General features: G+C 70.4%; 26 protein-coding genes and 1 riboswitch. Of the genes, 10 read left to right on the plus strand and 16 right to left on the minus strand.

From position 1 onward, the window contains the following. Positions 1 to 135 precede the first annotated feature (135 nt). Positions 136 to 356, minus strand: a riboswitch (cobalamin riboswitch). 53 nt (positions 357 to 409) lie between these two features. Beyond that, a complete protein-coding gene (locus tag ACZ7M2_RS24430) occupies positions 410 to 790 on the minus strand; it encodes a winged helix-turn-helix transcriptional regulator (RefSeq protein WP_471597062.1) in 381 nt (126 codons plus the stop codon). A gap of 142 nt (positions 791 to 932) precedes the next feature. Between ACZ7M2_RS24430 and ACZ7M2_RS24435 the strand changes: the two genes are divergently transcribed. The 3 genes from ACZ7M2_RS24435 (at position 933) to ACZ7M2_RS24445 (ending at position 2,335) form a co-directional block, all read left to right on the plus strand. Further along, a complete protein-coding gene (locus tag ACZ7M2_RS24435; protein WP_471597063.1) occupies positions 933 to 1,340 on the plus strand; it encodes a RidA family protein in 408 nt (135 codons plus the stop codon). A gap of 94 nt (positions 1,341 to 1,434) precedes the next feature. After that, positions 1,435 to 1,932, plus strand: a complete 498-nt coding sequence (locus tag ACZ7M2_RS24440; protein ID WP_471597064.1) for a GbsR/MarR family transcriptional regulator — start codon at positions 1,435 to 1,437, stop codon at positions 1,930 to 1,932. A 58-nt stretch (positions 1,933 to 1,990) separates the two neighbouring features. Beyond that, entirely contained in the window at positions 1,991 to 2,335 is a 345-nt protein-coding gene (locus ACZ7M2_RS24445) for a hypothetical protein (protein ID WP_471597065.1), read from the plus strand. A 224-nt stretch (positions 2,336 to 2,559) separates the two neighbouring features. Here ACZ7M2_RS24445 and rocD read toward each other — a convergent pair whose 3' ends face one another. The 3 genes from rocD to ACZ7M2_RS24460 form a co-directional block, all read right to left on the minus strand. Next, positions 2,560 to 3,810: an ornithine--oxo-acid transaminase gene (gene rocD / locus ACZ7M2_RS24450; RefSeq protein WP_471597066.1), complete on the minus strand. Its 1,251-nt coding sequence runs from the start codon at positions 3,808 to 3,810 to the stop codon at positions 2,560 to 2,562. Next, entirely contained in the window at positions 3,807 to 4,628 is an 822-nt protein-coding gene (ddaH, locus tag ACZ7M2_RS24455) for a dimethylargininase (RefSeq protein ID WP_352046715.1), read from the minus strand. The genes rocD and ddaH overlap by 4 nt, the downstream gene beginning before the upstream one ends. A gap of 123 nt (positions 4,629 to 4,751) precedes the next feature. Next, a complete protein-coding gene (locus tag ACZ7M2_RS24460) occupies positions 4,752 to 5,264 on the minus strand; it encodes an Lrp/AsnC family transcriptional regulator (RefSeq protein ID WP_266580697.1) in 513 nt (170 codons plus the stop codon). 119 nt (positions 5,265 to 5,383) lie between these two features. Between ACZ7M2_RS24460 and ACZ7M2_RS24465 the strand changes: the two genes are divergently transcribed. From ACZ7M2_RS24465 to ACZ7M2_RS24480, 4 genes are read left to right on the plus strand one after another with little or no spacing between them, the layout of a single operon-like run. Further along, positions 5,384 to 6,139 (plus strand): LytR/AlgR family response regulator transcription factor, encoded by a 756-nt coding sequence (locus ACZ7M2_RS24465; protein ID WP_471597067.1) that lies wholly within the window; start codon positions 5,384 to 5,386, stop codon positions 6,137 to 6,139. 14 nt (positions 6,140 to 6,153) lie between these two features. Further along, entirely contained in the window at positions 6,154 to 6,513 is a 360-nt protein-coding gene (locus ACZ7M2_RS24470; protein ID WP_352046716.1) for a hypothetical protein, read from the plus strand. A gap of 45 nt (positions 6,514 to 6,558) precedes the next feature. Then, positions 6,559 to 8,304, plus strand: coding sequence for a sodium/solute symporter (locus tag ACZ7M2_RS24475; protein WP_471597068.1), 1,746 nt, complete (start codon positions 6,559 to 6,561; stop codon positions 8,302 to 8,304). Between the two features lie 28 nt (positions 8,305 to 8,332). Continuing rightward, positions 8,333 to 9,538: a sensor histidine kinase gene (locus ACZ7M2_RS24480; RefSeq protein WP_471597069.1), complete on the plus strand. Its 1,206-nt coding sequence runs from the start codon at positions 8,333 to 8,335 to the stop codon at positions 9,536 to 9,538. 17 nt (positions 9,539 to 9,555) lie between these two features. On the opposite strand, the gene ACZ7M2_RS24485 is transcribed toward ACZ7M2_RS24480, so the two are convergent. The 7 genes from ACZ7M2_RS24485 to ACZ7M2_RS24515 form a co-directional block, all read right to left on the minus strand. Then, positions 9,556 to 9,714, minus strand: a complete 159-nt coding sequence (locus ACZ7M2_RS24485) for a hypothetical protein (RefSeq protein ID WP_352046719.1) — start codon at positions 9,712 to 9,714, stop codon at positions 9,556 to 9,558. Between the two features lie 95 nt (positions 9,715 to 9,809). Next, positions 9,810 to 11,948 carry a serine/threonine-protein kinase gene (locus ACZ7M2_RS24490; RefSeq protein WP_471597070.1) on the minus strand — a complete coding sequence of 713 codons (2,139 nt, stop codon included), beginning with the start codon at positions 11,946 to 11,948 and terminating at the stop codon, positions 9,810 to 9,812. A gap of 36 nt (positions 11,949 to 11,984) precedes the next feature. Then, on the minus strand, positions 11,985 to 13,460 hold the full coding sequence (locus tag ACZ7M2_RS24495) for a DUF6777 domain-containing protein (protein ID WP_471597071.1): 1,476 nt from the start codon (positions 13,458 to 13,460) through the stop codon (positions 11,985 to 11,987). 212 nt (positions 13,461 to 13,672) lie between these two features. Then, positions 13,673 to 14,626 carry a cytochrome c oxidase assembly protein gene (locus tag ACZ7M2_RS24500; RefSeq protein WP_471597072.1) on the minus strand — a complete coding sequence of 318 codons (954 nt, stop codon included), beginning with the start codon at positions 14,624 to 14,626 and terminating at the stop codon, positions 13,673 to 13,675. Positions 14,627 to 14,806: 180 nt separating this feature from the next. Beyond that, a complete protein-coding gene (locus ACZ7M2_RS24505; RefSeq protein WP_054228956.1) occupies positions 14,807 to 15,832 on the minus strand; it encodes a 6-phosphofructokinase in 1,026 nt (341 codons plus the stop codon). Positions 15,833 to 16,090: 258 nt separating this feature from the next. Continuing rightward, positions 16,091 to 16,819, minus strand: a complete 729-nt coding sequence (locus ACZ7M2_RS24510; protein WP_352046723.1) for a type 1 glutamine amidotransferase — start codon at positions 16,817 to 16,819, stop codon at positions 16,091 to 16,093. 22 nt (positions 16,820 to 16,841) lie between these two features. Next, positions 16,842 to 18,080: a MurT ligase domain-containing protein gene (locus ACZ7M2_RS24515; RefSeq protein ID WP_054228954.1), complete on the minus strand. Its 1,239-nt coding sequence runs from the start codon at positions 18,078 to 18,080 to the stop codon at positions 16,842 to 16,844. Positions 18,081 to 18,234: 154 nt separating this feature from the next. On the opposite strand from ACZ7M2_RS24515, the gene def reads away from it, so the two are divergent. Further along, positions 18,235 to 18,774, plus strand: a complete 540-nt coding sequence (gene def, locus ACZ7M2_RS24520) for a peptide deformylase (RefSeq protein ID WP_471597073.1) — start codon at positions 18,235 to 18,237, stop codon at positions 18,772 to 18,774. Positions 18,775 to 18,917: 143 nt separating this feature from the next. On the opposite strand, the gene ACZ7M2_RS24525 is transcribed toward def, so the two are convergent. After that, on the minus strand, positions 18,918 to 19,562 hold the full coding sequence (locus ACZ7M2_RS24525) for a TetR/AcrR family transcriptional regulator (protein WP_054228952.1): 645 nt from the start codon (positions 19,560 to 19,562) through the stop codon (positions 18,918 to 18,920). A 169-nt stretch (positions 19,563 to 19,731) separates the two neighbouring features. Here ACZ7M2_RS24525 and ACZ7M2_RS24530 point away from each other — a divergent pair, with 169 nt between their 5' ends. After that, complete coding sequence (locus ACZ7M2_RS24530; protein ID WP_471597074.1) at positions 19,732 to 20,961, plus strand: acyl-CoA dehydrogenase family protein; 1,230 nt, start codon at positions 19,732 to 19,734, stop codon at positions 20,959 to 20,961. A gap of 32 nt (positions 20,962 to 20,993) precedes the next feature. Here ACZ7M2_RS24530 and ACZ7M2_RS24535 read toward each other — a convergent pair whose 3' ends face one another. The 3 genes from ACZ7M2_RS24535 to ACZ7M2_RS24545 are packed head-to-tail and all read right to left on the minus strand — an operon-like array spanning position 20,994 to position 24,084. Next, complete coding sequence (locus ACZ7M2_RS24535) at positions 20,994 to 21,515, minus strand: cupin domain-containing protein (protein ID WP_403686145.1); 522 nt, start codon at positions 21,513 to 21,515, stop codon at positions 20,994 to 20,996. A gap of 7 nt (positions 21,516 to 21,522) precedes the next feature. Further along, positions 21,523 to 22,737 carry a cytochrome P450 gene (locus ACZ7M2_RS24540; protein WP_471597075.1) on the minus strand — a complete coding sequence of 405 codons (1,215 nt, stop codon included), beginning with the start codon at positions 22,735 to 22,737 and terminating at the stop codon, positions 21,523 to 21,525. Between the two features lie 6 nt (positions 22,738 to 22,743). Next, entirely contained in the window at positions 22,744 to 24,084 is a 1,341-nt protein-coding gene (locus ACZ7M2_RS24545; RefSeq protein ID WP_403686147.1) for a type III polyketide synthase, read from the minus strand. Here ACZ7M2_RS24545 and ACZ7M2_RS24550 point away from each other — a divergent pair. Continuing rightward, positions 24,022 to 24,696: a transcriptional regulator gene (locus ACZ7M2_RS24550; protein WP_471597076.1), complete on the plus strand. Its 675-nt coding sequence runs from the start codon at positions 24,022 to 24,024 to the stop codon at positions 24,694 to 24,696. The genes ACZ7M2_RS24545 and ACZ7M2_RS24550 overlap by 63 nt on opposite strands. Positions 24,697 to 24,738: 42 nt before the next feature. Here ACZ7M2_RS24550 and ACZ7M2_RS24555 read toward each other — a convergent pair whose 3' ends face one another. Beyond that, positions 24,739 to 24,978, minus strand: coding sequence for a DUF6213 family protein (locus ACZ7M2_RS24555; protein WP_054228947.1), 240 nt, complete (start codon positions 24,976 to 24,978; stop codon positions 24,739 to 24,741). Between the last annotated feature and the right edge of the window lie 7 nt (positions 24,979 to 24,985).

Here is a 24,985-nt window from a genome sequence, read left to right on the forward strand (position 1 = left end):
GATCCCAGGACGGGACGCGGGCGCGAAGGGGTGACGAACCGGACGGAGACAACCCCCACGCGGCACAGCGCGGTCGTCCGTCCGATATGTACGCCGACCCGCCCACGAGGTCACCGGGATGTCCGCGCACGAGGGGTCGCGCGCGGGCAACGGGCAGGTCTTCGGACTCGCGGGCGCGTCCTTCGTACGGAGGACACCTAATGGCCGTCGCTTCCCAGGTCCTGTTCACCGGACCCAGTGCGTATGACGGCGGTCGTTCCCACTCACCGCTGCGGGGCAGTCCCGGATTCCCACCGGGTTCCCTCTTGCGACATCCCGCCTGGCGGACGGGACGAACCAGTTGCACCGGCCAGTCTAGGGGGCACTCACCCGGCGCGGCGGAGCGCATCCGGCATGAGTGCTCCAGCCGTCAGGTGTCGAAGCGGCGGCGGGCGGCCTCGATGTCGCTGAGGTACCGGTGGGTCCAGCCACACATGGCATCGACCGTGGCGCGAAGGCCCTGGCCCGATGTGGTGAGGGTGTATTCGACCCGCGGCGGCACGGTGGGGTGCACGCGGCGCTCGACCAGGCCGTTGCGCTCCAGCATGCGCAGGTTCTGGGTGAGCATCTTGTGGCTGATGCCCTCGATCTCGTTGCGCAGCTCGGTGAAGCGCAGAGTGCGTTCCCCGAGAGCCTCGATGATCAGGAACGCCCACTTGTTGGCGACGTCGGAGAAGATCTCCCGCGCCAAAGAGTCCGCGCGCCTCAGGTCCGCATCCTCGGGCGAGCCCTTGAACTGCTTGGTCACCATAAGGTTCCCCAGTCACTGAAAAGTGCGTTCTTCCAGGTCAGCGGCCACTCTCCTACAGTTCCCGAGTAACCACAAGAGACCGAGGGCCTCTTGGCTCGGTGGACGCGAGCCCATGGGCGCTCATGGCAAGGAGGTAGACGGCATGGCCATCACCCTGGTGAACCCCGGCGGATTGCCGAAGATCCCGGTGTACCGGCAGGTGGCGATCGCGACCGGGTCGAAGCTCGTCTTCATCGCCGGGCAGGTCGCCTGGGACGCCGAGGGGGTCACGGTCGGCGAAGGTGACCTCGCCGCTCAGGTCGAGCGGAGCTACCTCAACGTCGGCACCGCACTGGCCGAGGCCGGCGCCTCCTTCGACGACGTGGCGAAGCTGACCGTCTACGTCGTCGACTGGAGCCCCGACAAGATGCCCCTGTTCCTGGAGGGAGTCGCGCGGGCCTCCGCGAAGCTGGGGATCACCCCGATGGCGCCGGGCACGCTGATCGGCGTGGCGGCACTGGACGTCCCCGACCATCTGGTGGAGATCGAAGCAACCGCGGTCCTCGACTGAGGAGCCGCTCTTCGCCGTCGCCCGCCGCCGTCGCCCGCTGACGGAGATGACACAAATATGTGTCATCTCCGTCATTGGTGCTAGGTTTGGCGATGTGCCGAGTGACAGCCAGTTGATCTTCGCTGACCATGTCGGGCGGTTCTATGCCCGCCAGTACGGGTTTCCGCCGATGGCCGGGCGCCTGTTGGGGTACCTGCTCGTCTGTGATCCGCCTCATCAGACGATCGACGAGCTGAGCCAGGCGCTGCTGGCGAGCCGGAGTGCCCTCACCGGTGCGGTGAAGCTGCTCGAGAGCTACGGGACGGCGCGGCGCTCGCGTGCCGCCGGCGAGCGTATGGACCGAGTGAGCCTGGATCCGGCCGGTCGGCAGCCGCAGAACTTCGACTCCGCCGTCCACCAGGAGCATGCGGCGCTGTTCAGGGAGGGCCTGGCGCTGCTCGCCGATGCTCCACCGGAGCGGCGTGCGCCACTCGAAGAGATGGTCGCGCTGGCCGAGTTCCTGGCCGCACGCCTGCCCAGGCTGGTGGACGAGTGGCACGCGCACCGCGACACGCTGCGCGCCTCGGGAAAGCTGCCCAGCCCCGGCGCGTAGCCGCACCAGGTCCAGGGCCGGCCGGCCCCGGAGCGAAACCATGGAGAGGTTGCCCGTCATGACCCAGCCCGACCTGTCCGCCTTGCGGGAACGCGCCGAGCACGGCGACGCCTCCGCGACCGACGAGCTGATCGAACTCGCCACCGAACTCGGCGACCTGAACGAACTGCGCCGCCTCGCGGACGCGGGCAACCCCACCGCGACCGACGAACTCATCCAACTCGCCGCAGAGCAAGGCGACCTCCAAGAACTGCGCCGCCTTTCGGACCGCGGCAACGCCACGGCCACCGACCAGCTGATCGAACTCGCCACCGAACTCGGCACCATGGACGAGCTGCGACGCCTCGCCGACCAGGGCAACACGACAGCGGCCGAGCAACTCGCGGAGCTCACCGCCGAGTGAGGGGTTTCCTCGAGGGATGGTTGCTCCGCGCGCCGAGGGTGTCGTCGGGCAGCTGACCGCGGGCGGACGGGCCGAGTTCGCAGCCGGTGACGAGGGTGACCTCGGCACCGTCCCGGCGCGGCCGCGCCGCCCGTTCGGCGCAGTCGGTGCACGGCGGCGGCATCTCGGCGGGGGCACGGCGTGCCCACCGCGTCGGCTGCCGCCGCCGGCGTCCGGGGCCGGTGTCAGACCCCCTGTGACAGCACCTTCTCCAACGCGCCCAGGGCGGAGTGGAGTTCCTCACCGGTGATGGTCAACGGCGGGGCCAGCCGGATCGTCGATCCGTGGGTGTCCTTGACCAGAACTCCCTCGCGCATCAGGCCCTCGCTGATCTCGCGCCCGGTGCCGATGGCCGGGTCGATGTCGACGCCCGCCCACAGCCCGCGAGAGCGGAAGCCCTCCACGCCCCGGCCCACGAGCGCCGTCAGACCGTCCCGCAGGACCACGCCCAACTCCGCCGCCCTGCTCTGGTATTCACCGGTCTCCAGGAGTCCTACGACCGCGGAGCCGACCGCCGCGGCCAGCGGATTGCCGCCGAAGGTCGAGCCGTGTTCACCGGGCCGCAGCACCCCGAGCACGTCCCGGCGGCCGACCACCGCCGACACCGGCACGATGCCACCGCCGAGTGCCTTGCCCAGAAGGAGCAGGTCGGGGACGACCTCCTCGTGTTCCACGGCGAGCGTGGTGCCGGTGCGGCCCAGGCCGGACTGGATCTCGTCCGCGATGAACAGACAGCCGGCGCGCCGGGTCAGCTCCCGGACACCGGTCAGGTAGCCGTCGTCCGGGATGACGACGCCCGCCTCGCCCTGGATGGGCTCGATCAGCACTGCCGCGGTGGTCTCGTCGACGGCCGCCTCCAGCGCGGTGAGGTCGTTGTACGGGACGACGCGGAAGCCCGGGGTGAAGGGGCCGAAGCCGGCGCGGGCCGTCTCGTCCGTCGAGAAGCTCACGATCGTCGTCGTACGGCCGTGGAAGTTGTCCGCGGCCACCACGATCGTCGCCCGGTCCGGTGCGACGCCCTTCACCTCGTACGCCCACTTGCGGGCCACCTTGATGGCGCTCTCCACCGCCTCCGCGCCCGTGTTCATCGGCAGGACCATGTCCAGGCCGGTCAACTCGGCCAGCGACTCGGCGAACTCGGCCAGCCGGTCGTTGTGGAAGGCGCGCGAGGTGAGCGTCAGCCGGTCCAGCTGACGGTGGGCCGTGTCGATCAGCACCGGGTTGCGGTGGCCGAAGTTGAGGGCCGAATAGCCCGCCAGCATGTCGAGGTAGCGGCGGCCCTCGACGTCCTCGACCCAGGTGCCCTCCGCGTGGGCGACGACCACGGGAAGCGGGTGGTAGTTGTGCGCGAGGACGGGTTCCTCGGCGCGGATCAGGTCGGCGGAGGAGCGCGGACCGGCGGCGGAGGACGGACGCGTACGGGCGGGAGCGGTCATGAGCGGATCTCCTGGGTGCAGCACTTGATGCCACCGCCGGCCTTGTGGAACTCGGAGAGGTCGACGGGGACGGGGACGTAGCCGTGGCGGGCCAGCCGGTCGGCGAGGGCCTCGGCGCGCGGCGCGATGAACACGTGGCGGCCGTCGGAGACGGAGTTCAGGCCGAAGGTGAACGCGTCCTCACGGGTCGCGAGCACCGCGTCCGGGAAGAGCCGGGTCAGGACCTCGCGACTGCCCGGCGAGAACGCCTCCGGGTAGTACGCGATGTTCGCCTCGGGCCCGTCGTCCAGGACGAAGAGTGCCGTGTCCAGATGGTAGAAGCGCGGGTCCACCAGTTGGAGGCTGACCACCGGGACGCCGAAGAACTCCTGCACCTCGCGGTGCGCCTCGGGGGTCGTACGGAATCCGGTGCCGGCGAGTACGTACCGGCCCACCGGGACGAGGTCGCCCTCGCCCTCGCAGACGGATTCGGGACGGTACACGTCGAAACCGGCCGCCTTGAACCAGGTCTCGTACGCGGTGGACTCGGGGCGGCGCTGCGGCGCGTGGAAGTACGAGCCGAAGACCCGGCCCGCCAGGACGAGCGCGGAGTTCGCCGCGAACACCATGTCCGGGAGATCGGCCACGGGCTCCACGGTGTCCACGGTGTGGCCGTGGGCCCGGTAGGCGCCGATCAGCGCCGCCCACTGGTCACGGGCCAGATCGACGTCCACGTGGGCATCGGGATGCATCCAGGGATTGATCGCGTACTGCACGGCGAAGTGTCTGGGTTCGCAGACGAGAAAGCGCCGAGGGCGCGGCACACGGCTGTCGGGCACAGAGAGGTTCCTCCGCTTCCTGCGGTGTCGACTGGGGGTGCCTCCAAGGTAGGAAACGGGGGATACGGGGGACAAGCGACGAGAGCTGCGTATGTGCGCAGCATCGCTGCGTAATCACTCAGGTCAACGCAGGTTTGATGCGTCCTGCGCATCCTGCGGTGCCGCGTGGGTCGCGCCCGCCTCCGGGGCCTCCGGCAGCAGATGCGACAGCACCATGTAGCTGATCGTCTTCCGGATGAAGGGCTCGGTGCGGATCCGCTCCAGCACCTCCTCGAAGTGGTCCACATCCGTGGCCCGTACGTGGAGCAGCGCGTCCGCGCCGCCCGTCACCGTCATGGCCGCGGTGATCTCCGGATGGTTGCGGACCACCTCCGCGAGCCGCCGGGGCGGCGCCGCGCCCTCGCAGTACACCTCGACGTACGCCTCGGTGCGCCAGCCGAGCGCCGTCGGCTTCACCGTGGCCGTGAACCCGGTGATCACGCCGGTCTCGCGCAGCCGGTCAACACGGCGCTTGACCGCGGTGGCCGACAGTCCGATCGCCGTGCCGATCTCGGCGAAGCTCGTCCGGGCGTTGGCCATCAGGGCCGTGATGATCTTGCGGTCGAGTTCGTCGAACATCGCGGGCTTGCTGTTCATGGCGGCACTGTATCCAGCGACAACGTCCACGCAACCAGCGACAACGTCCGCATGTCCAGCGACGACGTCCACGTCCGGCACATGTCCAGGCATGCCGATCGCTCCTACACTCCACTGTCATGCTGCGCGCGCTCGCCGTCGACGACGAACAACCGTCCCTCGAGGAACTCCTCTACCTCCTGAACGCCGATCCCCGGATCTCCAGCGCCGAGGGCGCGAGCGACGCGACCGAGGCGCTGCGCCGGATCAACCGGGCCCTGGAATCCGGACCTGGCGGGCCCGAAGCCATCGACGTCGTCTTCCTCGACATCCACATGCCCGGACTCGACGGGCTCGACCTCGCCCGGCTGCTCACCGGCTTCGCCTCACCGCCGCTCGTCGTGTTCGTCACCGCCCACGAGGGCTTCGCCGTCCAGGCCTTCGACCTCAAGGCCGTCGACTACGTCCTCAAGCCGGTACGGCGGGAGCGGCTGGCCGAAGCCGTCCGGCGGGCCGCCCAACTCCATGACACCGCACCGCGGATACCCGTCCACGAGCCCGACCCGGACCACATATCCGTCGAACTCGGCGGCGTCACCCGCTTCGTGGCCGTCGAGGACATCACCCACGTCGAAGCACACGGCGACTACGCGCGTCTGCACACCGCCCAGGGCAGCCATCTCGTCCGCATCCCGCTCTCCACCCTGGAGGAACGCTGGCGCTCACGCGGCTTCGTCCGCATCCACCGGCGCCATCTCGTCGCCCTGCGCCACATCGGCGAACTCCGCCTGGACGCGGGCACCGTGAGCGTCCTCGTCGACTCCGTCGAACTCCAGGTCAGCCGTCGGCACGCCCGCGAACTGCGCGATCTGCTGATGCGCCGGACCACGAGCTGAGAGGGGGAAGCGGCGTGCCGCAGGACCCGACCGAACGCCGGGTGGTCGTCACCGGGGTGCCCCGGCGCACCCGCCGCACCTCCGGTTACTACCGGCCCAGGACCGAGATCGACGAACAGACCACGCTCGGCCACACCTACGTCCGCTCCCTGATGCGCAGTCAACTCCGCACCGCACTCGTGGTGTTCGCCGTGCTGGTCCTGCTGGTCGGGCCACTGCCCCTGGTCTTCGCCGCGATGCCGGACGGCGCGAGCCTGGAGTGGGCCGTGCTCGGCTTCTGCGTCTACCCGCCCCTGGTCCTGCTCGCCCGCTGGTACGTGCGGCGCGCGGAGCGCAACGAGAAGGACTTCGTGCGCCTGGTCGAGGACCGCTGAGCCGAGAACGAGGACAACCGAGCCGAGAACGAGGACCACCGAGTCGTGAATCAGAACTACGCCGTCCCCGCCGTCGCCCTCGTCGTCGTGGCGACCGTCCTGGTCGGCGCGTTCGGCTTGCGCATCTCCCGGACCACCTCCGACTTCTACGTCGCCTCACGCACCGTGGGCCCCCGGCTCAACGCGGCCGCGATCAGCGGCGAATACCTCTCCGCCGCCTCCTTCCTCGGCATCGCGGGCCTCGTCCTCGTCCAGGGCCCCGACATGCTCTGGTACCCCGTCGGTTACACGGCCGGCTACCTCGTGCTGCTCCTGTTCGTCGCCGCCCCGCTGCGCCGCTCCGGCGCGTACACCCTGCCCGACTTCGCGGAGGCACGCCTCGGCTCACCGGCCGTGCGACGCCTCGCCGGTGCCTTCGTGGTCGGGGTCGGCTGGCTGTATCTGATGCCCCAACTGCAGGGCGCCGGGCTGACGTTGGCCGTCCTGACCGATGCGCCCGACTGGTTCGGCGGGGTGCTCGTCGCGGTCGTCGTGGTCGCCACCGTCGCCGCCGGAGGCATGCGCAGCATCACCTTCGTGCAGGCCTTCCAGTACTGGCTCAAGCTCACCGCCCTGCTGGTCCCCGCGCTCTTCCTGGTCCTCGCCTGGCAGGCCGACGGCGCCCCGCGCCAGGCCTTCGCCGAACCCGCGACCTTCCGCGAGCAGCGCGTCGTCCGCGTCGACGCCGGCCTCGACCTGAGGCTCTCGGCCCCGCTCGGCGTCACGGCCACCGGCGAGGTCGACGGCCACCGCTACGACGGCGAGCGGCTGCGACTCCCCGCGGGCGTCCACCACATCGAGCGCGGCACCCGGCTGACCTTCGCCAAGGGCGACCCCGTCCCGGCCGCCGACCGGGGCAGCAACGGCGGCATGTCGACCTCGCTCGCGGCGGGCCGCGAGGAACGCCCGCTGTACGCCACGTACGGACTGATCCTCGCCACCTTCCTCGGCACGATGGGACTTCCGCACGTCGTCGTCCGCTTCTACACCAGCCCGCACGGCGTCGCCGCCCGCCGCACCACGGTCGCCGTCCTCGGCCTGATCGGCGCGTTCTACCTGCTGCCGCCCGTCTACGGGGCACTCGGCCGCCTGTACGCCCCCGAACTGAGCCTCACCGGGAACGCCGACGCCGCCGTCCTGCTGCTGCCCGACCGCGTGATCGGCGGCCTTGGCGCGGATCTCCTGGGCGCGCTGGTGGCGGGCGGGGCCTTCGCGGCGTTCCTGTCGACCGCGTCCGGACTGACCATGGCGGTGGCCGGGGTGCTCACCCAGGACGTGCTGCCCTCGCGCGGCGTACGCCACTTCCGGCTGGGCACCGTACTCGCCATGGTGGTACCCCTCGCGGCGAGCGTGATCGTCGGCGGACTGCCCGTCGCCGACGCCGTCGGACTCGCCTTCGCCGTGTCCGCGTCCTCCTTCTGCCCGCTGCTCGTCCTCGGGATCTGGTGGCGGCGGCTGACCCCGCCGGGCGCGGCCGCCGGAATGCTCGTCGGCGGGGGCGCCGCCTTCGTCGCGGTCGCGGCGACCATGGCGGGCTATCCGGGCTCGGGCGCGCTGCACGCACTGCTCGCCTGGCCCGCGCTCTGGTCGGTGCCGCTCGGGTTCCTCACCATGATCCTGGTGTCGCTGGCCACGGCCGGACGGGTGCCGGCCGGGACGGCGGCGATCCTGGCCCGGTTCCACCTGCCGGAAGAACTGGCCGGAGGAGACCGGCGCGCGGACGCCGACGCACGCGGGGAGGCCAAGGCATGAGCGGATCATCGAGCGGGGCGGTGACGGCATGAGCGGATTCCTGGCGGGCCTCTGCGTCGCCGTGCTCCCGCTGCTCGCCGCCGGGTTCTGGCTCGGCAGGCGTACCACGCGGCCCGAGAACCTCGGCGGCCTCGGCACCCCCGTCGAACACGCCACCTTCGAGACCCTGCACACCGCCTCGCTGGCCGCGCCCCCACTGCGCGCGGGCCTCACCGGCGAGACCGCCCGCAAGTCCGCCCGACGACTGCGCACCCTGCTCGGCACGGACGCCCTGTGCCTCACCGACCAGGACACCGTCCTCGCCTGGGACGGCCTGGGGGAGCACCACCGCACCGAGATCATGGAACGGCTCGGCAGCCCCCTGGAGACCGGCCGCGGTGAGGCCTTCCGGCTGAAGTGCGACGAGCCCGACTGCTCCCTGCGCTGGGCCGTCGTCGCACCGCTCACCGTCGACGACCGCGTCCACGGAGCGCTCGTCGCCTGCGCACCCCGCGAGTCCGCCGTCCTCGTCCGGGCCGCGGGTGAGGTCGCCCGCTGGGTCTCCGTGCAACTGGAACTCGCCGACCTCGACCAGTCCCGCACCCGTCTGATCGAGGCCGAGATCAAGGCCCTGCGCGCCCAGATCTCCCCGCACTTCATCTTCAACTCGCTCGCGGTGATCGCCTCGTTCGTCCGCACCGACCCCGAGCGCGCCCGCGAACTGCTTCTGGAATTCGCCGACTTCACGCGCTACTCGTTCCGCAGGCACGGCGACTTCACCACCCTCGCCGACGAACTGCACGCCATCGACCACTACTTGGCGCTGGTCAGAGCCCGCTTCGGCGACCGCCTCTCGGTCACCCTGCAGATCGCCCCCGAGGTGCTGCCGGTCGCGCTGCCCTTCCTCTGTCTCCAGCCCCTCGTGGAGAACGCCGTCAAACACGGACTGGAGGGCAAGGCGGACAAGAGCCACATCGGCATCACCGCCCAGGACGCGGGCGCCGAGGCGCTGGTCGTGATCGAGGACAACGGCACCGGAATGGACCCCGACCGGCTGCGCCGCATCCTCGCCGGGGAGGTGAGCCCCTCCGGCGGCATCGGACTGTCCAACGTCGACGACCGGCTCCGCCAGGTGTACGGGGACGAGTACGGCCTCGTCATCGAGACCGCGGTGGGAGCGGGCATGAAGATCACCGCCCGGCTGCCCAAGTACCAGCCGGGGGTGCACTCGGCGGGACCGCTGCCCAGACAGTGACAGTGACCCGCGCGCAGTCACGCGTTGCGCGAGGCGACCATGCCGACCGTGAGCAGACCGAGCACCACCCAGCCGAACCACAGCCAGCCGTTGCTGCCGAGCGCCACCGTGTAGGCCGTCACCATGACGAGTCCGCCGACGGTGAGCACCCCCATCGCCTTCGTCGAACCGGGCATCGCAGTACACCCTTCTCCCGGCGGGGTCCGCGACGCGGGCCGTGGCCTGCGCCCATTTTCACCCGAACGGGCGTGGTTCGCCAGGGGCGGGTGTGCTACTCGCCTCCGTGCATGCGGGCCTTGTCCAGACGCTCGATGCTGCAGACCACCAGGTAGTACCCCTTCCTCCACAGTCCTGTGCTGCGCAGGCCATGACTCACATAGGTGTCGGCGGGATAGCCGCGTTGCTGTGGCGGGGCGTCGGCCGCGCATTGCGCGTCCGCCTCGGCATCGGGCTTCTTGCCGGGTGTGAGGGTGGTGAGGTGCGTGATCCGGAAGACCAGGCCCACATGGTCCTGGTCGCAGGAGACGAGCTCGTAGTGGGTGTATTCGCTCGCGTCACCGCGGGCATGGCCGAGGCAGTCGTCCTGCTGCATCTGGGTCGCGTCCTGGAATGCCATCCCGTACGGGCGGAGGGCGCCGAGCCTGCCGTACACCGGACCGTGCTTCCCGACCAGCAGGCATGCGACGTTGCCGCCGGTGGCGTCGAAGCCCTCGCGGGTGGGCACCACGGCCAGGCTCTGGACATGCCAGGCGAGTTTGTCGGCGGTCGCCTTCGTCCGCTCCGCGCACTGGTCCGGTCCGTCGCTGCCGGCCTCCTCGAAGGAGCGGGCCTTGTACAGCTCCATCACCTGCCCGTCGGGGCGCAACGCTCCGCAGCTCGGATCCAGTTGCAGACGCGGGGTACCCGAGGACGGTGCGGGGGACGGGTCGCTCAGTACGCAGTCGCCCTTCTTGAGCGGTGCGGAGAGCCCGACCTGGGCGCCGTACGGGGCCATGGGCGTCCGCGTTCCGCCGTACCGGGCCATACCCCAGAGCACTCCCGCCGTCAGCGACAGCGCGAGGAGCAGTGCCGCGGTCACCTGCAGGAGCACCGTCCGCTTGTGGCGCCCCCCGCCGGGCTCCGGGGCGGGTGCGGCAGGGCCCAGGTAACTGGGCGGACCGAAACCGGCACCGGGCCCCGGGGGGTACGGGGTCGGCGGACCGAAGCCCTGGACCGGGCTCGGCGCGTACGCGGCCGGGGCACCGGCACGGGTGCCGGCTGCCTGTGCCATGGGTGTGTACGCCGCGTGGTGCGCCGGCGCGGGAGAGGCCTGGGCCGTGGGGACGTACACACCCGGCGCCGCGAAACCCTGGTCCTGGGCCGGCCCCTGGTCCCGGGCGGGGGACGGGCTCTGGTCGTGTGCGGGCGGCGCGTAGTCGTGGTCCCTGGACGGGCCGCCCGGGGTCCGGCCCGGTGGCGCCGGACCGCCGGGCCCGTCGGAGGTGACGAGCCCCGCCCACGCGGGCTGCGAGCCGGTGTCGACCTGGGTCGGCGGATGGGGCTCGGGCAGGATGATCCGGGCCAGGGCCGCCGCCGTCCGCTCCGCGGAGATCCGCAGGCCGGGGTCCTTGACCAGCAGCGCGTCGATGATCGGCCCCAGCGCACCGGCCCGAGGGGACGGCGGCGCCTCCTCCGAGACCACCGCGGCGAGCGCCCCGAGGTGGCTGTCGCGGTCGAAGGGGCCGTGGCCCTCCACACCGAAGTACAGAGTGCAGCCCAGCGAGAACAGGTCGGACGCCGCGGTCGGCTGCCCGCCCTGCGCCCGTTCCGGCGCCAGATAGCCGGCCGTGCCGACCAGGACGGAGGTACGGGTCCAGCGGGTCTCGGGGGAGTCCGGCTGGACCGAGACGCCGTAGTCGGTGAGGAGGATGCGTGCGCCGGGGGTACCCGCGCGGTCCGGGGCGAGCAGGATGTTGGCCGGTTTGACGTCCCGGTGCATGATGCCGCGCTCGTGCCCGGCGGTCAGCGCGTCCAGCACCGCGAGGCCGACGCGGGCGCACTCGTCGGGGGCCAGCGGGCCGCGCCGGGCGAGCCACGCCCGCAGGTCCTCGGCGCCCGCCACGTACTCCATCACGATCCACGGCAGGCCGTCGTGCTCCAGGACGTCGTGGACCGTCACCACGTGCGGGTGGCCGCGCAGCACCGCCGCGTGCCGGGCCTCGGCGCGGGCGCGCGCGATCCGCGACTCGTGCTCCTCACTCCCTTCCCGGACATCGCGGAACCTGATCTCCTTGAGCGCCACGTCACAGTCGAGCCGCTGGTCGTGGGCGAGCCAGACGTGGCCCATCCCGCCGGAGCCGACCTGCTTCAGAAGCAGATACCGGCCGGCGATGATCCGGCCCACTCCCGACTGCGCTGATCCTGCTGTCATCCGGTTGCCCCCGGGTTCTGCGTTGTCGTACGTGGGTCAGGCCGCGCTCTCGGTGGGCCCACCGGGCGCGGAGTCGCTCGTACCCGGGTCGACCGGGGCGGGCGGTGTGCTCGACACGGGCTCAGTCGGCGGCGGCGCGCTGCTGACGGTGGGCTTGGTCGAGGTCGGTCGGTGCGAGGTCGGTTCGGTCGTCGGCACGGTCGGGGCAGTGGCCGTGGGGGTGATCGGGGCACTGCTCGCAGGTGAGCCGGTCGGAGAGGTGTGTGACGGGGAGGACGTCGTGCCGCCGCCCGTGTTCGTGGGCGTGGCGGGCTTCGTGGGGGTGGAGGTGCCCGTGTCCGTAGGGACACCCGATCCGGTGCCGCTGTCGGACGGCGAGGCGCTGCCCGCCGACGCGCTGCCGGACGCGCCGCCGGACGAGGGGCTGGACGAGGGGCCGGACGATCCCCCGGACGGGGTGGGCGTGGTCGTCCCGGGATCCGAGCCCGTTCCGTTCGTGTCGCCCGTGCCGCCCGTGCTCGTGCCGGAATCCGACGGCGTGGTCGGACCCCCGCCGCTCTCGGGCGGGCTGTCGGACGGCGCCGACAGGACGACCGATGTGCCCCAGGCGACCTGGCTGCCCTCGGTCGGCCGGGACGCCGTCACCCGGGCGTCGTCGGCCGGCAGGGTGTCACCGGCGTACGACATGCCCAGCCCCGCGTCGGTCAGCCGCCGGGTCGCCTCGGCGAAGGTCATGCCGGTGACCGGTGGCACGGCGTGCTTCTGCTGGGTGTCGAAGGACTTGTCCTGGCTGCCGTCGCTGCCCACCGGGCGGGCGATCCCCCGGTCGGGGTCGTGCACGTCGACGAGCTGGAGCTTGTGGATCTCCTGCGCCCCGGGCGGCGGCTCGACGACCACGACGCGGTTCTGCCGGTAGTCGGCCCACTGCTTGTTGCCGTCCTTGAACCGCACGTCGGTCTTCGAGGCCTTTCCCTCGAAGGGGAGCAGCGGATTGCCGCAGGAGCACTTCACCGCGGGCAGTCCCTGTTGGTCGACCAGAATGGCGATTCCGGCCTGCAGCAGTGCGGCGTACGAAACCGCCTTGCCGTCCTTGTAGTCGTGATTCGTCACGAGAGTGTCGTGACGCAGTACGACGGGTGTGAGTTGATCGATATAACTCGGGATCTGATCGGTGCTTATATGCAGGACCCGCGCCCATTCCTGGGCCTTCACCGAGTTCTTGGGGTCCGTGAGGAATTTCTTCAACTTCGCCACGGCGCAGGTGCCGGGTTTCGTGGTGCCGCCCCACACGCCGGTGTCGGTGCCTGTGCCTGAGCCGGGTGCGGTACCGGGTTCGGGCGCCGGCGCCGGTGAGCCGCTTCCGCCGCTGCCGTCAGGGGCCCCGCCGTACAGCCCGGGGCTGTTACTGGCCTGCACACCACCGCTGGGCCGGGCCTCGGGCAGATGGATGTCCGTGCCGAGCTGTCGGTCCTCCTTGAAGAAGGGGGAGGCGGAGGAAACCCCCGCCGCCACGGCCCGCACTACGAACAACTGATCGGATTTGCTGCACCCGCTGACTATCAGTACCGAAACCAGCAGTAGAGCGAGCCTTCGGGCGGCGGAAATCCCCGCCCTTTGCATGGACGCACGAATTGACATGACCGCTCCCCCTGCGGTTTCCCCCGTTGTCCCCCCATGCTACTGAACCGAAAAGCCCTGCACGCAAGGTGAATTGCAAAGTTAATTCAGCGGCCGCGTGCGTTGAGTGAGGCCAGATAGGCGTTGTACGCCTCGAGTTCCTTGTCGCCGTCGCGGTCGGCGGCCCGGTCCGTGCGGCGGGCCTGCCGCTTCTCGGAGGCGTACCACTGGAAGAGCAGCGCGATCAGCACGAGGACGGAGGGGATCTCGCTGAACGCCCAGGCGATGCCGCCCGCGGCGCTCTGGTCGGAGAGCGCGTCGATGCCGAGCGAGGCGGGCGGGTTCTTGTAGGTCTCCACCATCGGCGCGGACGCCATCATCAGCGCGATACCGAAGAACGCGTGGAACGGCATGCCCGCGAACAGCTCCAGCATCCGCATCAGATAGCCCGGCCGGTGCGGTCCGGGGTCGACGCCCATGATCGGCCAGAAGAAGACCAGGCCGACGGCGAGGAAGTGGCACATCATCACGATGTGCCCGGTCTTGGAGCCCATCAGGAAGTCGAAGATGGGGGAGAAGTACAGCGCGTACAGGCTCGCGATGAACAGCGGGATCGTGAACGCGGGATGCGTGATGATCCGCATGTAGCGGCTGTGCAGGAACATCAGCAGCAGTTCACGCGGACCCTTGTTGCCTCGCGTGGCGGCCACCGGCAGGGCGCGCAGCGCCAGTGTGATCGGCGCTCCGAGCAGGATCAGGATCGGCGAGAGCATGCTGATCACCATGTGCTGCACCATGTGCACGCTGAACATGACCATGCCGTAGTCGTTCAGCTTGGTGCACATCACGAGCATCACGGTCAGCACGCCGAGCACGAAGGCGATGGTCCGCCCGACCGACCACGTGTCACCGCGCCGCGCGAGTCGCACGACCCCCCAGCCGTACAGGCCGAGTCCCACCAGGCAGGCGACGAGGAAGAACGGGTCCGCGGACCACTCGAGCCCCCGCCCCAGCGTGAACGGCGGCAGATCCATGGTCATGCCGTGCCCGCTGTGATCCATCCGCCGGCTCCTGATTCGTACGTTGTGCGCTGTCTGTCCGAACCAGAGTAGGACCGACCCCGGCCACAACGGTGACCGGGGTCAGTGCAGCGCCCCGTCAGGGGCGCGGGGCTGTGTCACTGTGCGGCTCCGCCGCGTGGGCGCGACAAGCCACGACGAACCCGCGGCCGAACGAACCCCTTAGAGCACGCACTCCGCTTCCGCGTACCGCTCCTCGGGAACCGTCTTCAGGCTCTCCACCGCCTCCGCGAGCGACACCATGACGATGTCCGTCCCCCGCAGCGCGGTCATCTTCCCGAAGTCGCCGCGATGCGCGGCCTCCACCGCATGCCAGCCGAACCGCGTGGCGAGCACGCGGTCGTACGCCGTCGGCGTCCCCCCGCGCTGGACGTGCCCGAGGATCACCGGCCGGGCCTCCTTGCCGAGGCGCTCCTCCAGCTCCAGGGAGAGCTGCCGGGCGATGCCGGCGAAGCGCTCGTGCCCGTAGACGTCCTTGCCGCCCTCGTCGAACTCCATGGTGCCCGGGCGAGGCTTCGCCCCCTCCGCGGCGACGACGATCGCGAACCGCTTGCCCGCCTCGAAGCGCTCGCCGACCCGCGCGGCCAACTCCTCGATGTCGAAGGGGCGTTCGGGGACGACGATGGCGTGCGCGCCCGCGGCCATGCCGGAGTGCAGGGCGATCCAGCCGGTGTGGCGGCCCATGACCTCCACGATCAGCACCCGCTGGTGGGACTCGGCCGTGGTCTTCAGCCGGTCCAGGGCCTCGGTCGCGACGCCGACGGCCGTGTCGAAGCCGAAGGTCACGTCCGTGACGGCGATGTCGTTGTCGATGGTCTTCGGCACGCCGACGATCGGCAGGCCGTTGTCCGAGAGCAGCCGGGCCGCCTTCAGCGTGCCCTCGCCGCCGATCGGGATGATCGCGTCGAGGCCGAGCTCCTCGACATGGCCCTTGGCCCGCTCCACGCCGTCACGCAGCTGCGCGGGCTGGACCCGGGAGGAGCCGAGGATCGTGCCGCCGCGAGCCAGGATGCCGCTCACCGCGTCGAGGTCGAGCTTCAGGTAGTCGCATTCCAGAAGCCCCTTCCAGCCGTCCCGGAAGCCGATGACCTCGTCGCCGTGGTCGACGACGGCGCGGTGCACGACGGACCGGATGACGGCGTTCAGGCCGGGGCAGTCGCCGCCGGACGTGAGGACACCAATGCGCATAGCCCGAAATACCTTCTCAACGTGGGCCGGGTACCGGACCACGCTGTCCGGCTGGAATCCCGGTCACCCTACCGGCGGGACGGGGTGGTGCCGTAGCGGGCGTCCGCCTGGTGGACGCGGCCGCACAAGTGAGCGGACACCCGGTCAGGCGGGCCCGACCTGGGTACACCGTGCCGGAAACGCCTAGGGCGCGCTTGAGGTATCCCTCGAGCGCGCCCTGTGGGCATCCGTACCGTTTGTCCGTTGTTGGCCGACCGTTCAGGCGGGCTGCTGTGCCGCGGAGATGCGCTCGCCCCGGAGCGCCTCGTACCAGCGGTCGTCGATCGGCGGCAGCGCGTTCACGTCGAGCGCCAGCTTCAGCAGCAGGTCCGCGATCTGCGGGTTGCGGGCGAGCACGGGCCCGTGCATGTACGTGCCGAAGACCGTGTCGTTGTACGCGCCCTCGGTGCCGTCGCCGGTGCCGTTGCCCTTGCCGAGCCGCACCTGCGCGAACGGACGCGCCGTGGGGCCGAGGTGGGTGACGCCCTGGTGGTTCTCGAAGCCGGTCAGCTGCGGCAGGCCCAGGCGCGGGTCGATGTCTCCGAGTACGTCGCCGACGCACCGCTCGCCCTCGCCGCGCGTCGAGACCACGTCGAGCAGGCCGAGGCCGGGCTCGCGCTGCCCGAGGTCGTTGATGAACTCGTGGCCGAGGATCTGGTAGCCGGCGCAGACCGAGAAGACGATCGCGCCGTTGCCCACCGCGCGGTGCAGACCGCCGTCACGGCGCAGACGCTCCGCGGCGAGCCGCTGCGGCCGGTCCTCGCCGCCGCCGATCAGATAGATGTCGCCGGACGTCGGGATCGGCTGGTCGCTGCGTACGTCGAGACGGGCGACGTCGAGACCGCGCTGGCGGGCCCGGCGCTCCACGACGAGGGCGTTGCCCTGGTCGCCGTAGGTGCTCAGCAGGTCCGGGTAGATCCACACCAGGCGCAGGCTGTTGTCACTCATTCTCTTGGTCCTCCGTGGCTGCTCAGTTGCCGACACGACGCCTCAAATCCTGGAATGCGGTGTAGTTCGCGATGACCTCGATGCGACCGGGCGGGGCGAGCTGCACCGCCTGGTCGAGGTTCTCGCAGACCTGGAAGGACTGGTTGGCGACCTCGAGACGCACGGCGAGGTCGAGCTTGCGGTCGCCGAGCACGAAGATGGGGTGCCCGGTCAGACGGGTGTAGTCGACGTCCCACAGCCAGGAGGTGTCGGTACCGTCGGCGCCCCGCGCGTTCACGGACAGGATGACCGGGGTCGGCGGAGGGTCGATCAGGGAGAACGTCTCGAGCCAGCCCGCGGGGTTCTTGGCGAGCAGCAGACGCAGGTCGCGCTGCATGAACTGCACCACGTCGTAGCGTCCGGCGACCGCCTGCACCTGGTACATGCGCTCCAGGGCGACCTGCGGGGGCACCCCGAAGACCGCGGCGACGGCGGCCGACGAGGCGGCGTTCGCCTTGTTGGCCCGGCCGGGCAGCTGGAGGTGGATCGGCCACGCGGAGCCGTGCGGGTCGAGGACGTGGTCCCCGGACAGCGCCCAGGTCGGCGTCGGACGGCGGAAGCCGCAGTCGCCGCAGAACCAGTCGTCGCCGGGGCGCTGCATCACACCGCCGCAGGACGGGCAGGACCAGGCGTCGTCCTTCCACATCTGACCGGCCGCCACCCACATGACGTTCGGCGAGGAGGAAGCGGCCCACACGACGAGCGGGTCGTCGGCGTTGGCGACCACGACGGCCTTGGAACCGGCCAGGCCCTCGCGCCAGTGCTCGGCCATCATCCGGGTCTCGGCGGCCCGGTCGAGCTGGTCGCGGGAGAGGTTGAGCAGCGCGATGCACTTCGGGTCGGTGTCGCGGGCGACACCCGCGAGGTACTTCTCGTCGACCTCGATGACCGCGAACTTCGCGTCCGAACCCCCGGCGAGAGCCGAGGTGATACCGGCCGGCATGTTGGCGCCCAGCGCGTTGGACACGACCGGGCCCGCGGCGCGCAGCGCCTCCGCGATCAGCCGGGTGGTCGTGGTCTTACCGTTGGTCGCCGACACCAGGATCACGTCCAGGTGGGTGGCGAGCCTGGCCAGCAGATCGGGGTCGAGCTTGAGTGCCACCCGGCCACCGATCACCGATCCGCTGCCGCGTCCGGCGGCCCGCGAGACGGCCGCCGCCGCCTTGCCCGCCGTCACGGCCAGCTTGGCCCGCGGCGTCAGCGGGTCCGAGTTGCCTGACATCGTTTCTCGATCCTCCTTGCGTACGCGCCGCGCCTCTGCCCCCGGCACCGTGTGGGCCTCAGCCTATCGAGATCCACTCACGTGCCCGAATCGCGGCACCTCCACGGTGCCCGCGCGACGTTCGCGCGCCCATGAGGACCGTACCCTTGCCGCCATGCGACACGGCTCCATCCCCGGCACCCGAGGGCGCGTCCGCCCGGTGACTCTGCTCGGCGACCCCGTTCTGCACACGCCGTGTGAAGACGTCACGGACTTCGGCCCCGAACTCGCCCGACTCGTCGAGGACATGTTCGCGACGATGAACGCCGCCCAGGGCGTCGGCCTCGCCGCGAACCAGGTCGGCGTCGCCTCGCGGGTCTTCGTGTACGACTGCCCGGACGACGAGGATGTCCGCCATCTGGGACACGTGGTGAACCCCCGTCTCGTCGAGGCGGACGGAGTGGTGCTGCGCGGGCCGGAGGGCTGTCTCTCCCTGCCCGGCCTGGAAGCGGGGACGGAGCGGTACGACCACGCCGTCGTCGAGGGTTTCACGGTGGACGGGGAGCCGGTGCTGGTCCATGGCACGGGGTGGTTCGCCCGGTGCCTCCAGCACGAGTACGACCACCTGGAGGGTGGTCTGTACGTGGACCGGCTGAGTGGGTGGCGCCGGCGCCGGGTGATGAGGCAGGCGGCGCGGGCGTCTTGGGGGCGCTGAGCGTTGCGGTCGGGCTGCGGGTCGTTTTCGGCTGAGCGCGCAGGCCCCCGCGCCCCTGGAGGGGCGCCGACCTGAGCGCCCCGCTGTCAGGGGCGCGGGAACTGCGCGACCAGCCACGAACAACCCGCAGCCGACACCCGACCTCAGAACCCAGGACCCCCGACACGATCGCCGGCCGCGGCCAGCCGGCCCCACAGCAGGTCGGCCAGACTCCGTACCAACTCGGCCCGGGAGCAGGGCTGCTCACCGAGCCACCAGTCCCCGGCGGCATGCATCATGCCGACGATCCCGTGCCCCCACACCCGCGCCAGCTGCTGACTGCCCGGTCCGAGATCCACCCGTTCCTCGATGACCTCGGCCAACTCCTCGCCCATGCGGCGCAGCAGTGGCGCGGAGTGCTTGCCCAGGTCGAAGCCCTGGTCGGCGGACGAGGCGCCCTCCGTGGGGTGCATCAGGAAGCGGTAGACCTGAGGGTGCGCCTCGATGGCCGCGAGATACGTGTCGAGCGTGGCCTCCACCCGCTCCCGACGCTCCGCGGGCGCGTCCAGCGCGGCCCGCAGCGCTCCGAGGAGGGCGTCGGTGTGCCGCTTGGCCAGGGCCGCGTAAAGTCCGCCCTTGTCGCCGAAGTGGCGGTACAGGATCGGCTTGGTGATGCCCGCCTCGGCGGCGATGGCGTTCATCGAGGCCCCGGGGCCGTCGCGGAGCACCACTCTGTCGGCGGCCTCCAGCAGCTCGCGCCGGCGGCGGTCGGCGGACCTCTGCTGATCGGTCCGCTGTGTGGTGTCCATGATCTCTCCCCACCCGTGGTGATTCGGTGACGCCTGCGCAAAGTAACACTCATCGGCCCATGCGTATCGAACGGGCAGCCGAGCGGAACGCGGGAGTTGACTTTTACTACTGATCAGTAACAGACTCCAGTTACCGCAAGTAACACTTTAGTGCAGTGCTGGAGGGGACATGGCCGAGTTCACCATGGAGCTCAACGACGAACAGAGGGAGGTCCGCGACTGGCTCCACGGGTTCGCCGCCGATGTGATCCGCCCCGCGGCCGCCGAGTGGGACGAGCGCGAGGAGACTCCCTGGCCGGTCATCCAGGAGGCCGCGAAGGTCGGCATCTACTCCCTGGACTTCTATGCCCAGCAGTACTTCGACCCGACCGGTCTCGGCATACCCATGGCCATGGAGGAGCTGTTCTGGGGCGACGCGGGCATCGCCCTGTCGATCGTCGGCACCGGCCTCGCCGCCGTGGGCGTCCTCGCCAACGGCACCGAGGAGCAGATCGGCACCTGGATCCCCCAGATGTACGGTGACGCGAGCGATGTCAAGGTCGCGGCCTTCTGCTCCTCCGAGCCCGACGCCGGCTCCGACGTCGCCTCGATGCGCACGCGTGCCGTCTATGACGAGGCCAAGGACGAGTGGGTGCTCAACGGCACCAAGACCTGGGCGACCAACGGTGGCATCGCCAATGTCCATGTCGTCGTCGCGGTCGTCGACGCGGACCTCGGCTCCAAGGGGCACGCCTCCTTCATCGTGCCGCCGAACACGCCGGGCCTCTCCCAGGGCCAGAAGTTCAAGAAGCACGGCATTCGCGCCTCGCACACCGCCGAGGTGGTCCTCGACAACGTTCGCATCCCCGGTTCCTGCCTGCTCGGCGGCAAGGCGAAGCTGGACGAGCGCCTGGCCCGCGCCCGGGAGCGCGCCAAGGCGGGTGGCGGCGAGCGGGTGAAGAACGCCGCGATGGCCACGTTCGAGGCGTCGCGTCCGGCCGTCGGGGCCATGGCGGTGGGCACGGCCCGCGCCGCGTACGAGGTCGCCCTCGACTATGCGATGACGCGTGAGCAGTTCGGGCGTCCGATCATCGACAATCAGGGTGTCGCGTTCCAGCTCGCCGACATGCGTACGTCGGTCGATGCGGCGCGTCTGCTGGTGTGGCGTGCTTCGTGGATGGCGATCAACGGGAAGCCGTTCACTGCGGCCGAGGGGTCGATGTCCAAGTTGTTCGCCAGTGAGACGGCGAAGAAAGTCACCGGTCAGGCGATCCAGATCCTCGGTGGAAATGGCTACACCCGCGAGTACCCGGTGGAGCGGATGCACCGGGATGCGGCCATTTACACCATTTTCGAGGGTACGAGTGAGATCCAGCGGTTGGTGATCGCCCGGACGCTTTCCGGGATGCCGATTCGGTAGTCACCCCGCGCCCCCGGGAAGGGGCGCTGCGGCTAGCGGTGTTTCAGAGGGGTGAGCTGCTCGATGTCGTATCGCGCCCTCAGTTCCTCGATGGCCGCGTGGTCGGGTGGGCCGCCCGAACCCAGGATCTCCAGCAGCTCCTCGAAGTAGCGCTCGTGGTCCGGGGGCGGGGAGGCCTGGAAGAACATCTTCGCCTGGGTCTCGGTGGGGTTGGCGAAGGCGTGGGGACAGCCCGGGGGCACGACGATGACCGTGCCCGGGGTTGCCCGTACCGCCCGGTTGCCCGAACTCGACTCCCACTTCTGCCAGTTGTCGGGGGTCCGGATCCGGGGCTCGAAGGCGAGCACGTCCAGCTCGCCTTCGAGCACGTAGAACAGTTCCTCGCTGCGCGAGTGCACGTGGGCGCCCACGTCGAAGCCGGGCGGTACCAGCACCTCGAAGGTGGACGCGGTGCGCGAGTGCGAGCCGGTCACCTTGAAGGTCACGTGCTGGGCGGGGGTTTGTACGATCCGGCCGTGACCGGGTGGTACGAGGAGTCCTTCGGTCATGGTCATCGGTCGCTCACCACGTCACGGGCAGAGCCTCGGGGCCACGGATCAACGCGCCTTTCCTGAACGGGACCTGACTTGGGGGGACGGCGAGCCGCAGCCCCGGCATCCGGTCCAGAAGCGCGTCCACCAGGAGTTCCGACTCCAGCCTGGCCAGCATCCCGCCCGGGCAGTAGTGCGGGCCGAAGCCGAACGCCACGTGCGGGTTGGGGCTGCGCTCGAAGTCGATGTGCTCCGGGTCCGGGAAGACCTCCGGGTCGCGGTTGGCGGCCAGATACGAGACGTAGACCGGATCGCCGGCCCGGATCAGTACGCCGCTGATCTCGACGTCCTTCCTCGCGATCCGTGACAGGCCGACCATGTTGCGGTGCGGGATGTAGCGCAGCAGCTCGTCGATGGCCTGGGGGCGGATCCGAGGGTCGGAGCGCAGCCGGTCGGCCAGCGCCGGGCGGGTCATGAGCAGGTAGAACATCTGCCCGCTGTTGTTCGTGACGGCCTCGCCGCCGATCTGGAGGAGGACGGCGAGTCCGACGGCCTCCTCCAGATCGATCTCGTCCCGGCCCACGGCGGCGCCCAGCAGCGAGGTGACGTCCTCGTCCCTGCTGTGGCTCCGGGCGCCGATGAGCTTCCTGAAGTAGGCGCCCATCTCGTCCTTGGCCTTCTCGCTGACCTCGGCGCCGTGCGCGGAGGACAGGATCAGCTGCGTCCAGGTGTGCATGCCCCGCCGGTCGTCGGGCGGGACGCCCATCAGTTCGCAGATGACCGAGATGGGGAAGGGAGTGAGGACCGCCTCGGTGAGATCGGCGGGCGGTCCGACCCGCAGCAGCTCGTCGACCATCTCGTCGAGCGTGCGCCGGGCCTTGTCGCGGACCCGCTCCACCCCGCGTGCCGTGAAGGCCGCGGCCACCGAGCGGCGCAGCCGGGTGTGGTCGGGCGGGTCCAGGAAGCCCACCGCGCCGCGGGCCGGGATGAAGTGCGGGGCGAGCCGGGTGACTTGCTGCTCCAGGACCGCTTCGCGGCCGAAGCGTGGGTCGTTGGCGACCTTGCGCACATCGTCGTGGCGGGTCACCAGCCAGGCCCAGCCCTCGCCGTTGGGCAGCTGGATCCGGGTGACCGGTCCCTCGCGCATCAGCTCGGTCAGGACCGGGTCGAAGTCCACGCCCTTCAGGTCGAGGGCGGGCCAGTGCCGGACAGGCGGCAGTGGCCCGGTGATCGTCTTCTCGGTCATTTCCGTTCACACCGTCTCGTCGTTGGTGTCCTGCCAGCGGCCCAGGGCCATCTCCGCGGTGATGCCGGGGCCGAAGCCCGCGAGCAGTCCGCGTGCGGAGTGCTCGGCGCCGCCCTCGTCGAACAGCCGGCGCAGCGCGTCCAGGACGACGGCGCTGGCGATGTTCCCGTACTCGGTGAGGGTGGCCCGGCTGAAGCGGAAGGCCTCCGGCGGGACCTCGAGGAACTTGCTGAGGTCGTCGAGGATCCTGGGGCCGCCCGCGTGGATGATGTAGAAGTCCAGTTCGGAGGCGTCCCAGTCGTGCTGTCGCGCGAGGGCGTGGAGGGCGGGGGCGAGCGGTTCCATCGTCCCGGGAACCCGCTTGTCCAGCAGGAAGTGGAAGCCCGTGGCGCGGACGTCGTACATGATCCAGTCCTCGGTCTTGGGGACCAGATAGGAGCCGTTGCGCTCCAGGTGGACGCCGGTGCCGCCGTTGCCGCGGACGACGGCGGCGGCTATACCGTCGCCGAACAGGCCGTTGCAGAGCAGCGAGCCGACGCTGAGATCGGTCGGCTGGTAGCAGAGCGAGCAGAACTCGCAGGCCACGATGAGTGCGTTGGCGTCGGGGTACGCCGTGCAGAAATCGTGGGCCCGGTTGATCGCGGCGCCGCCTGCCGCGCAGCCCAGCTGGGCTATGGGTATTTGCCGGGTGTCGCTGCTGAAGTCCATCGAGTTGATCAGCCAGGCCGTGAGCGAGGGCATCATGAACCCGGTGCACGAGACGTAGATGATCATGTCGATGTCGGTGGTGAGCAGCTCGGCGTCATCCAGCGCCCGCTGGATGACGGCGGGGACGCGGGCCTTGGCCTCACTCTCGTAGACCTTGTTGCGTTCTTCGAAGCCCGGGTGTTTCAGCGTCTCCTCGATGGGCTGCACGATGTGCCGGGTTTGGACACCGGTGTTCTCGATCAGTCGGAGTGCCAACGGCAGTTGCGGGTGGTCCTCGTGACGGGAGCGAGCCAGCTCCAGCGTCTCCTCCATCGTGATCACGTATTCCGGTACGGAGACCGAAGGTCTGCACAAAGTCGCCATGACGCGCGCCTTCTTTCGCCTTCCGGGGAACTCTCGTCCCCCGGCGGAAGAGTGGTTCACCCTCGGGGGTGGTTCACCCACAGGGGTGGTCCACCCACGATCACCCGGAAGCGTGGGGATCTCTCGTCGGGTTACTCCATTCCGGGGATTCTTGGGAGGGTGCAGGAGTACGAGGGAAGAGGCCCCGGGACGGCCGAACCGAAGGAGTACGCCATGGTGCGCACGGCCAGGGAACTGCTGGAGGACACCACGGGGAAGCTCGCCCCGGACCCCCACGCCAACCGGCTGTTGCCCCTCATCGCCCGGGGCGCGGCCCAGCGTTCCACGCTCGCCGCCCTCGCCCTGGAACAGCGCCATGTGATCGCCGCGGACCGCCGCGCGTTCCTGCATCTGGTCGAGCGTCCGGACGTCGAGCCGCAGAGCGCCGCCTTCTTCACCACGCTCGCGGAGGGTGAGGCTCTGGCCCAGGACAGGCTGGATGTGTTCGCCGCCGCCTGCGGGGTGGACGAGGCGCGAGCGGCGTCCTACGAGCCGCTCGCGGACTGCCAGGCTTATCCCGCGTACGTCGCCTGGCTGGCCCTGAACGGCTCACCGGCCGACGTGGTGCTCGCCCTGAGCGGCAACTTCACGACGTGGGGCGGCTATTGCGCGGTGATCGCCGAAGCCCTGCGCCGCCACTACGGCTTCGGCGGCGAGGTGTGCGGCTTCTTCGACTTGTTCGCGGCACCCGCCCCGGAGCTGGAGCGGAAGGCGCTCACGGCTGTACAGGCGGGGCTGGACGCGGGGCGGATCGGGGAGACCGAGGTCCTCCGGTACGGGCGGCTGCTGCAGAGCTATGAGGCGAAGTTCTGGCACGCCCTGTGGGAACTCGACCAGCGGCCGACCTGAGGGCGCGTCGGCCCGGCGCGCGGACCGGGCTGACGCGCGCCGTCAGTCGGACGTCGTCCCGCTGCTGTGCGCGATGCAGGCCACGTCGATGCGGTCGGCGAGCTTGGCGAGTTCGATGGTCAACGTCGCCACCGTGTCCTCGTCGAGCCCGTCCTGGCCGGCCTCCACCAGGTGCAGCCACCGGCCGCCCACCGTGCGCAGCAGTTTGCTGACGTCGGCGGCCGCCACCTGCAACGTGCCGCGGTCGTCGACGATCAGAGGCAGGGTCACTTCGCGGTTCACAGGGGGA

Source organism: Streptomyces sp. NPDC111507 (genome assembly GCF_055638955.1).

Bases quoted from the DNA above. Each gene is read 5' to 3' on its own strand.
- ACZ7M2_RS24430 (WP_471597062.1), bottom strand. From the start codon at position 790: ATGGTGACCAAGCAGTTCAAGGGCTCGCCCGAGGATGCGGACCTGAGG.
- ACZ7M2_RS24435 (WP_471597063.1), top strand. From the start codon at position 933: ATGGCCATCACCCTGGTGAACCCCGGCGGATTGCCGAAGATCCCGGTG.
- ACZ7M2_RS24445 (WP_471597065.1), top strand. From the start codon at position 1,991: ATGACCCAGCCCGACCTGTCCGCCTTGCGGGAACGCGCCGAGCACGGC.
- rocD (WP_471597066.1), bottom strand. From the start codon at position 3,810: ATGACCGCTCCCGCCCGTACGCGTCCGTCCTCCGCCGCCGGTCCGCGC.
- ACZ7M2_RS24460 (WP_266580697.1), bottom strand. From the start codon at position 5,264: ATGAACAGCAAGCCCGCGATGTTCGACGAACTCGACCGCAAGATCATC.
- ACZ7M2_RS24465 (WP_471597067.1), top strand. From the start codon at position 5,384: ATGCTGCGCGCGCTCGCCGTCGACGACGAACAACCGTCCCTCGAGGAA.
- ACZ7M2_RS24480 (WP_471597069.1), top strand. From the start codon at position 8,333: ATGAGCGGATTCCTGGCGGGCCTCTGCGTCGCCGTGCTCCCGCTGCTC.
- ACZ7M2_RS24485 (WP_352046719.1), bottom strand. From the start codon at position 9,714: ATGCCCGGTTCGACGAAGGCGATGGGGGTGCTCACCGTCGGCGGACTC.
- ACZ7M2_RS24490 (WP_471597070.1), bottom strand. From the start codon at position 11,948: ATGACAGCAGGATCAGCGCAGTCGGGAGTGGGCCGGATCATCGCCGGC.
- ACZ7M2_RS24500 (WP_471597072.1), bottom strand. From the start codon at position 14,626: ATGGATCACAGCGGGCACGGCATGACCATGGATCTGCCGCCGTTCACG.
- ACZ7M2_RS24505 (WP_054228956.1), bottom strand. From the start codon at position 15,832: ATGCGCATTGGTGTCCTCACGTCCGGCGGCGACTGCCCCGGCCTGAAC.
- ACZ7M2_RS24510 (WP_352046723.1), bottom strand. From the start codon at position 16,819: ATGAGTGACAACAGCCTGCGCCTGGTGTGGATCTACCCGGACCTGCTG.
- ACZ7M2_RS24515 (WP_054228954.1), bottom strand. From the start codon at position 18,080: ATGTCAGGCAACTCGGACCCGCTGACGCCGCGGGCCAAGCTGGCCGTG.
- def (WP_471597073.1), top strand. From the start codon at position 18,235: ATGCGACACGGCTCCATCCCCGGCACCCGAGGGCGCGTCCGCCCGGTG.
- ACZ7M2_RS24525 (WP_054228952.1), bottom strand. From the start codon at position 19,562: ATGGACACCACACAGCGGACCGATCAGCAGAGGTCCGCCGACCGCCGC.
- ACZ7M2_RS24530 (WP_471597074.1), top strand. From the start codon at position 19,732: ATGGCCGAGTTCACCATGGAGCTCAACGACGAACAGAGGGAGGTCCGC.
- ACZ7M2_RS24535 (WP_403686145.1), bottom strand. From the start codon at position 21,515: ATGACCATGACCGAAGGACTCCTCGTACCACCCGGTCACGGCCGGATC.
- ACZ7M2_RS24540 (WP_471597075.1), bottom strand. From the start codon at position 22,737: ATGACCGAGAAGACGATCACCGGGCCACTGCCGCCTGTCCGGCACTGG.
- ACZ7M2_RS24550 (WP_471597076.1), top strand. From the start codon at position 24,022: ATGGTGCGCACGGCCAGGGAACTGCTGGAGGACACCACGGGGAAGCTC.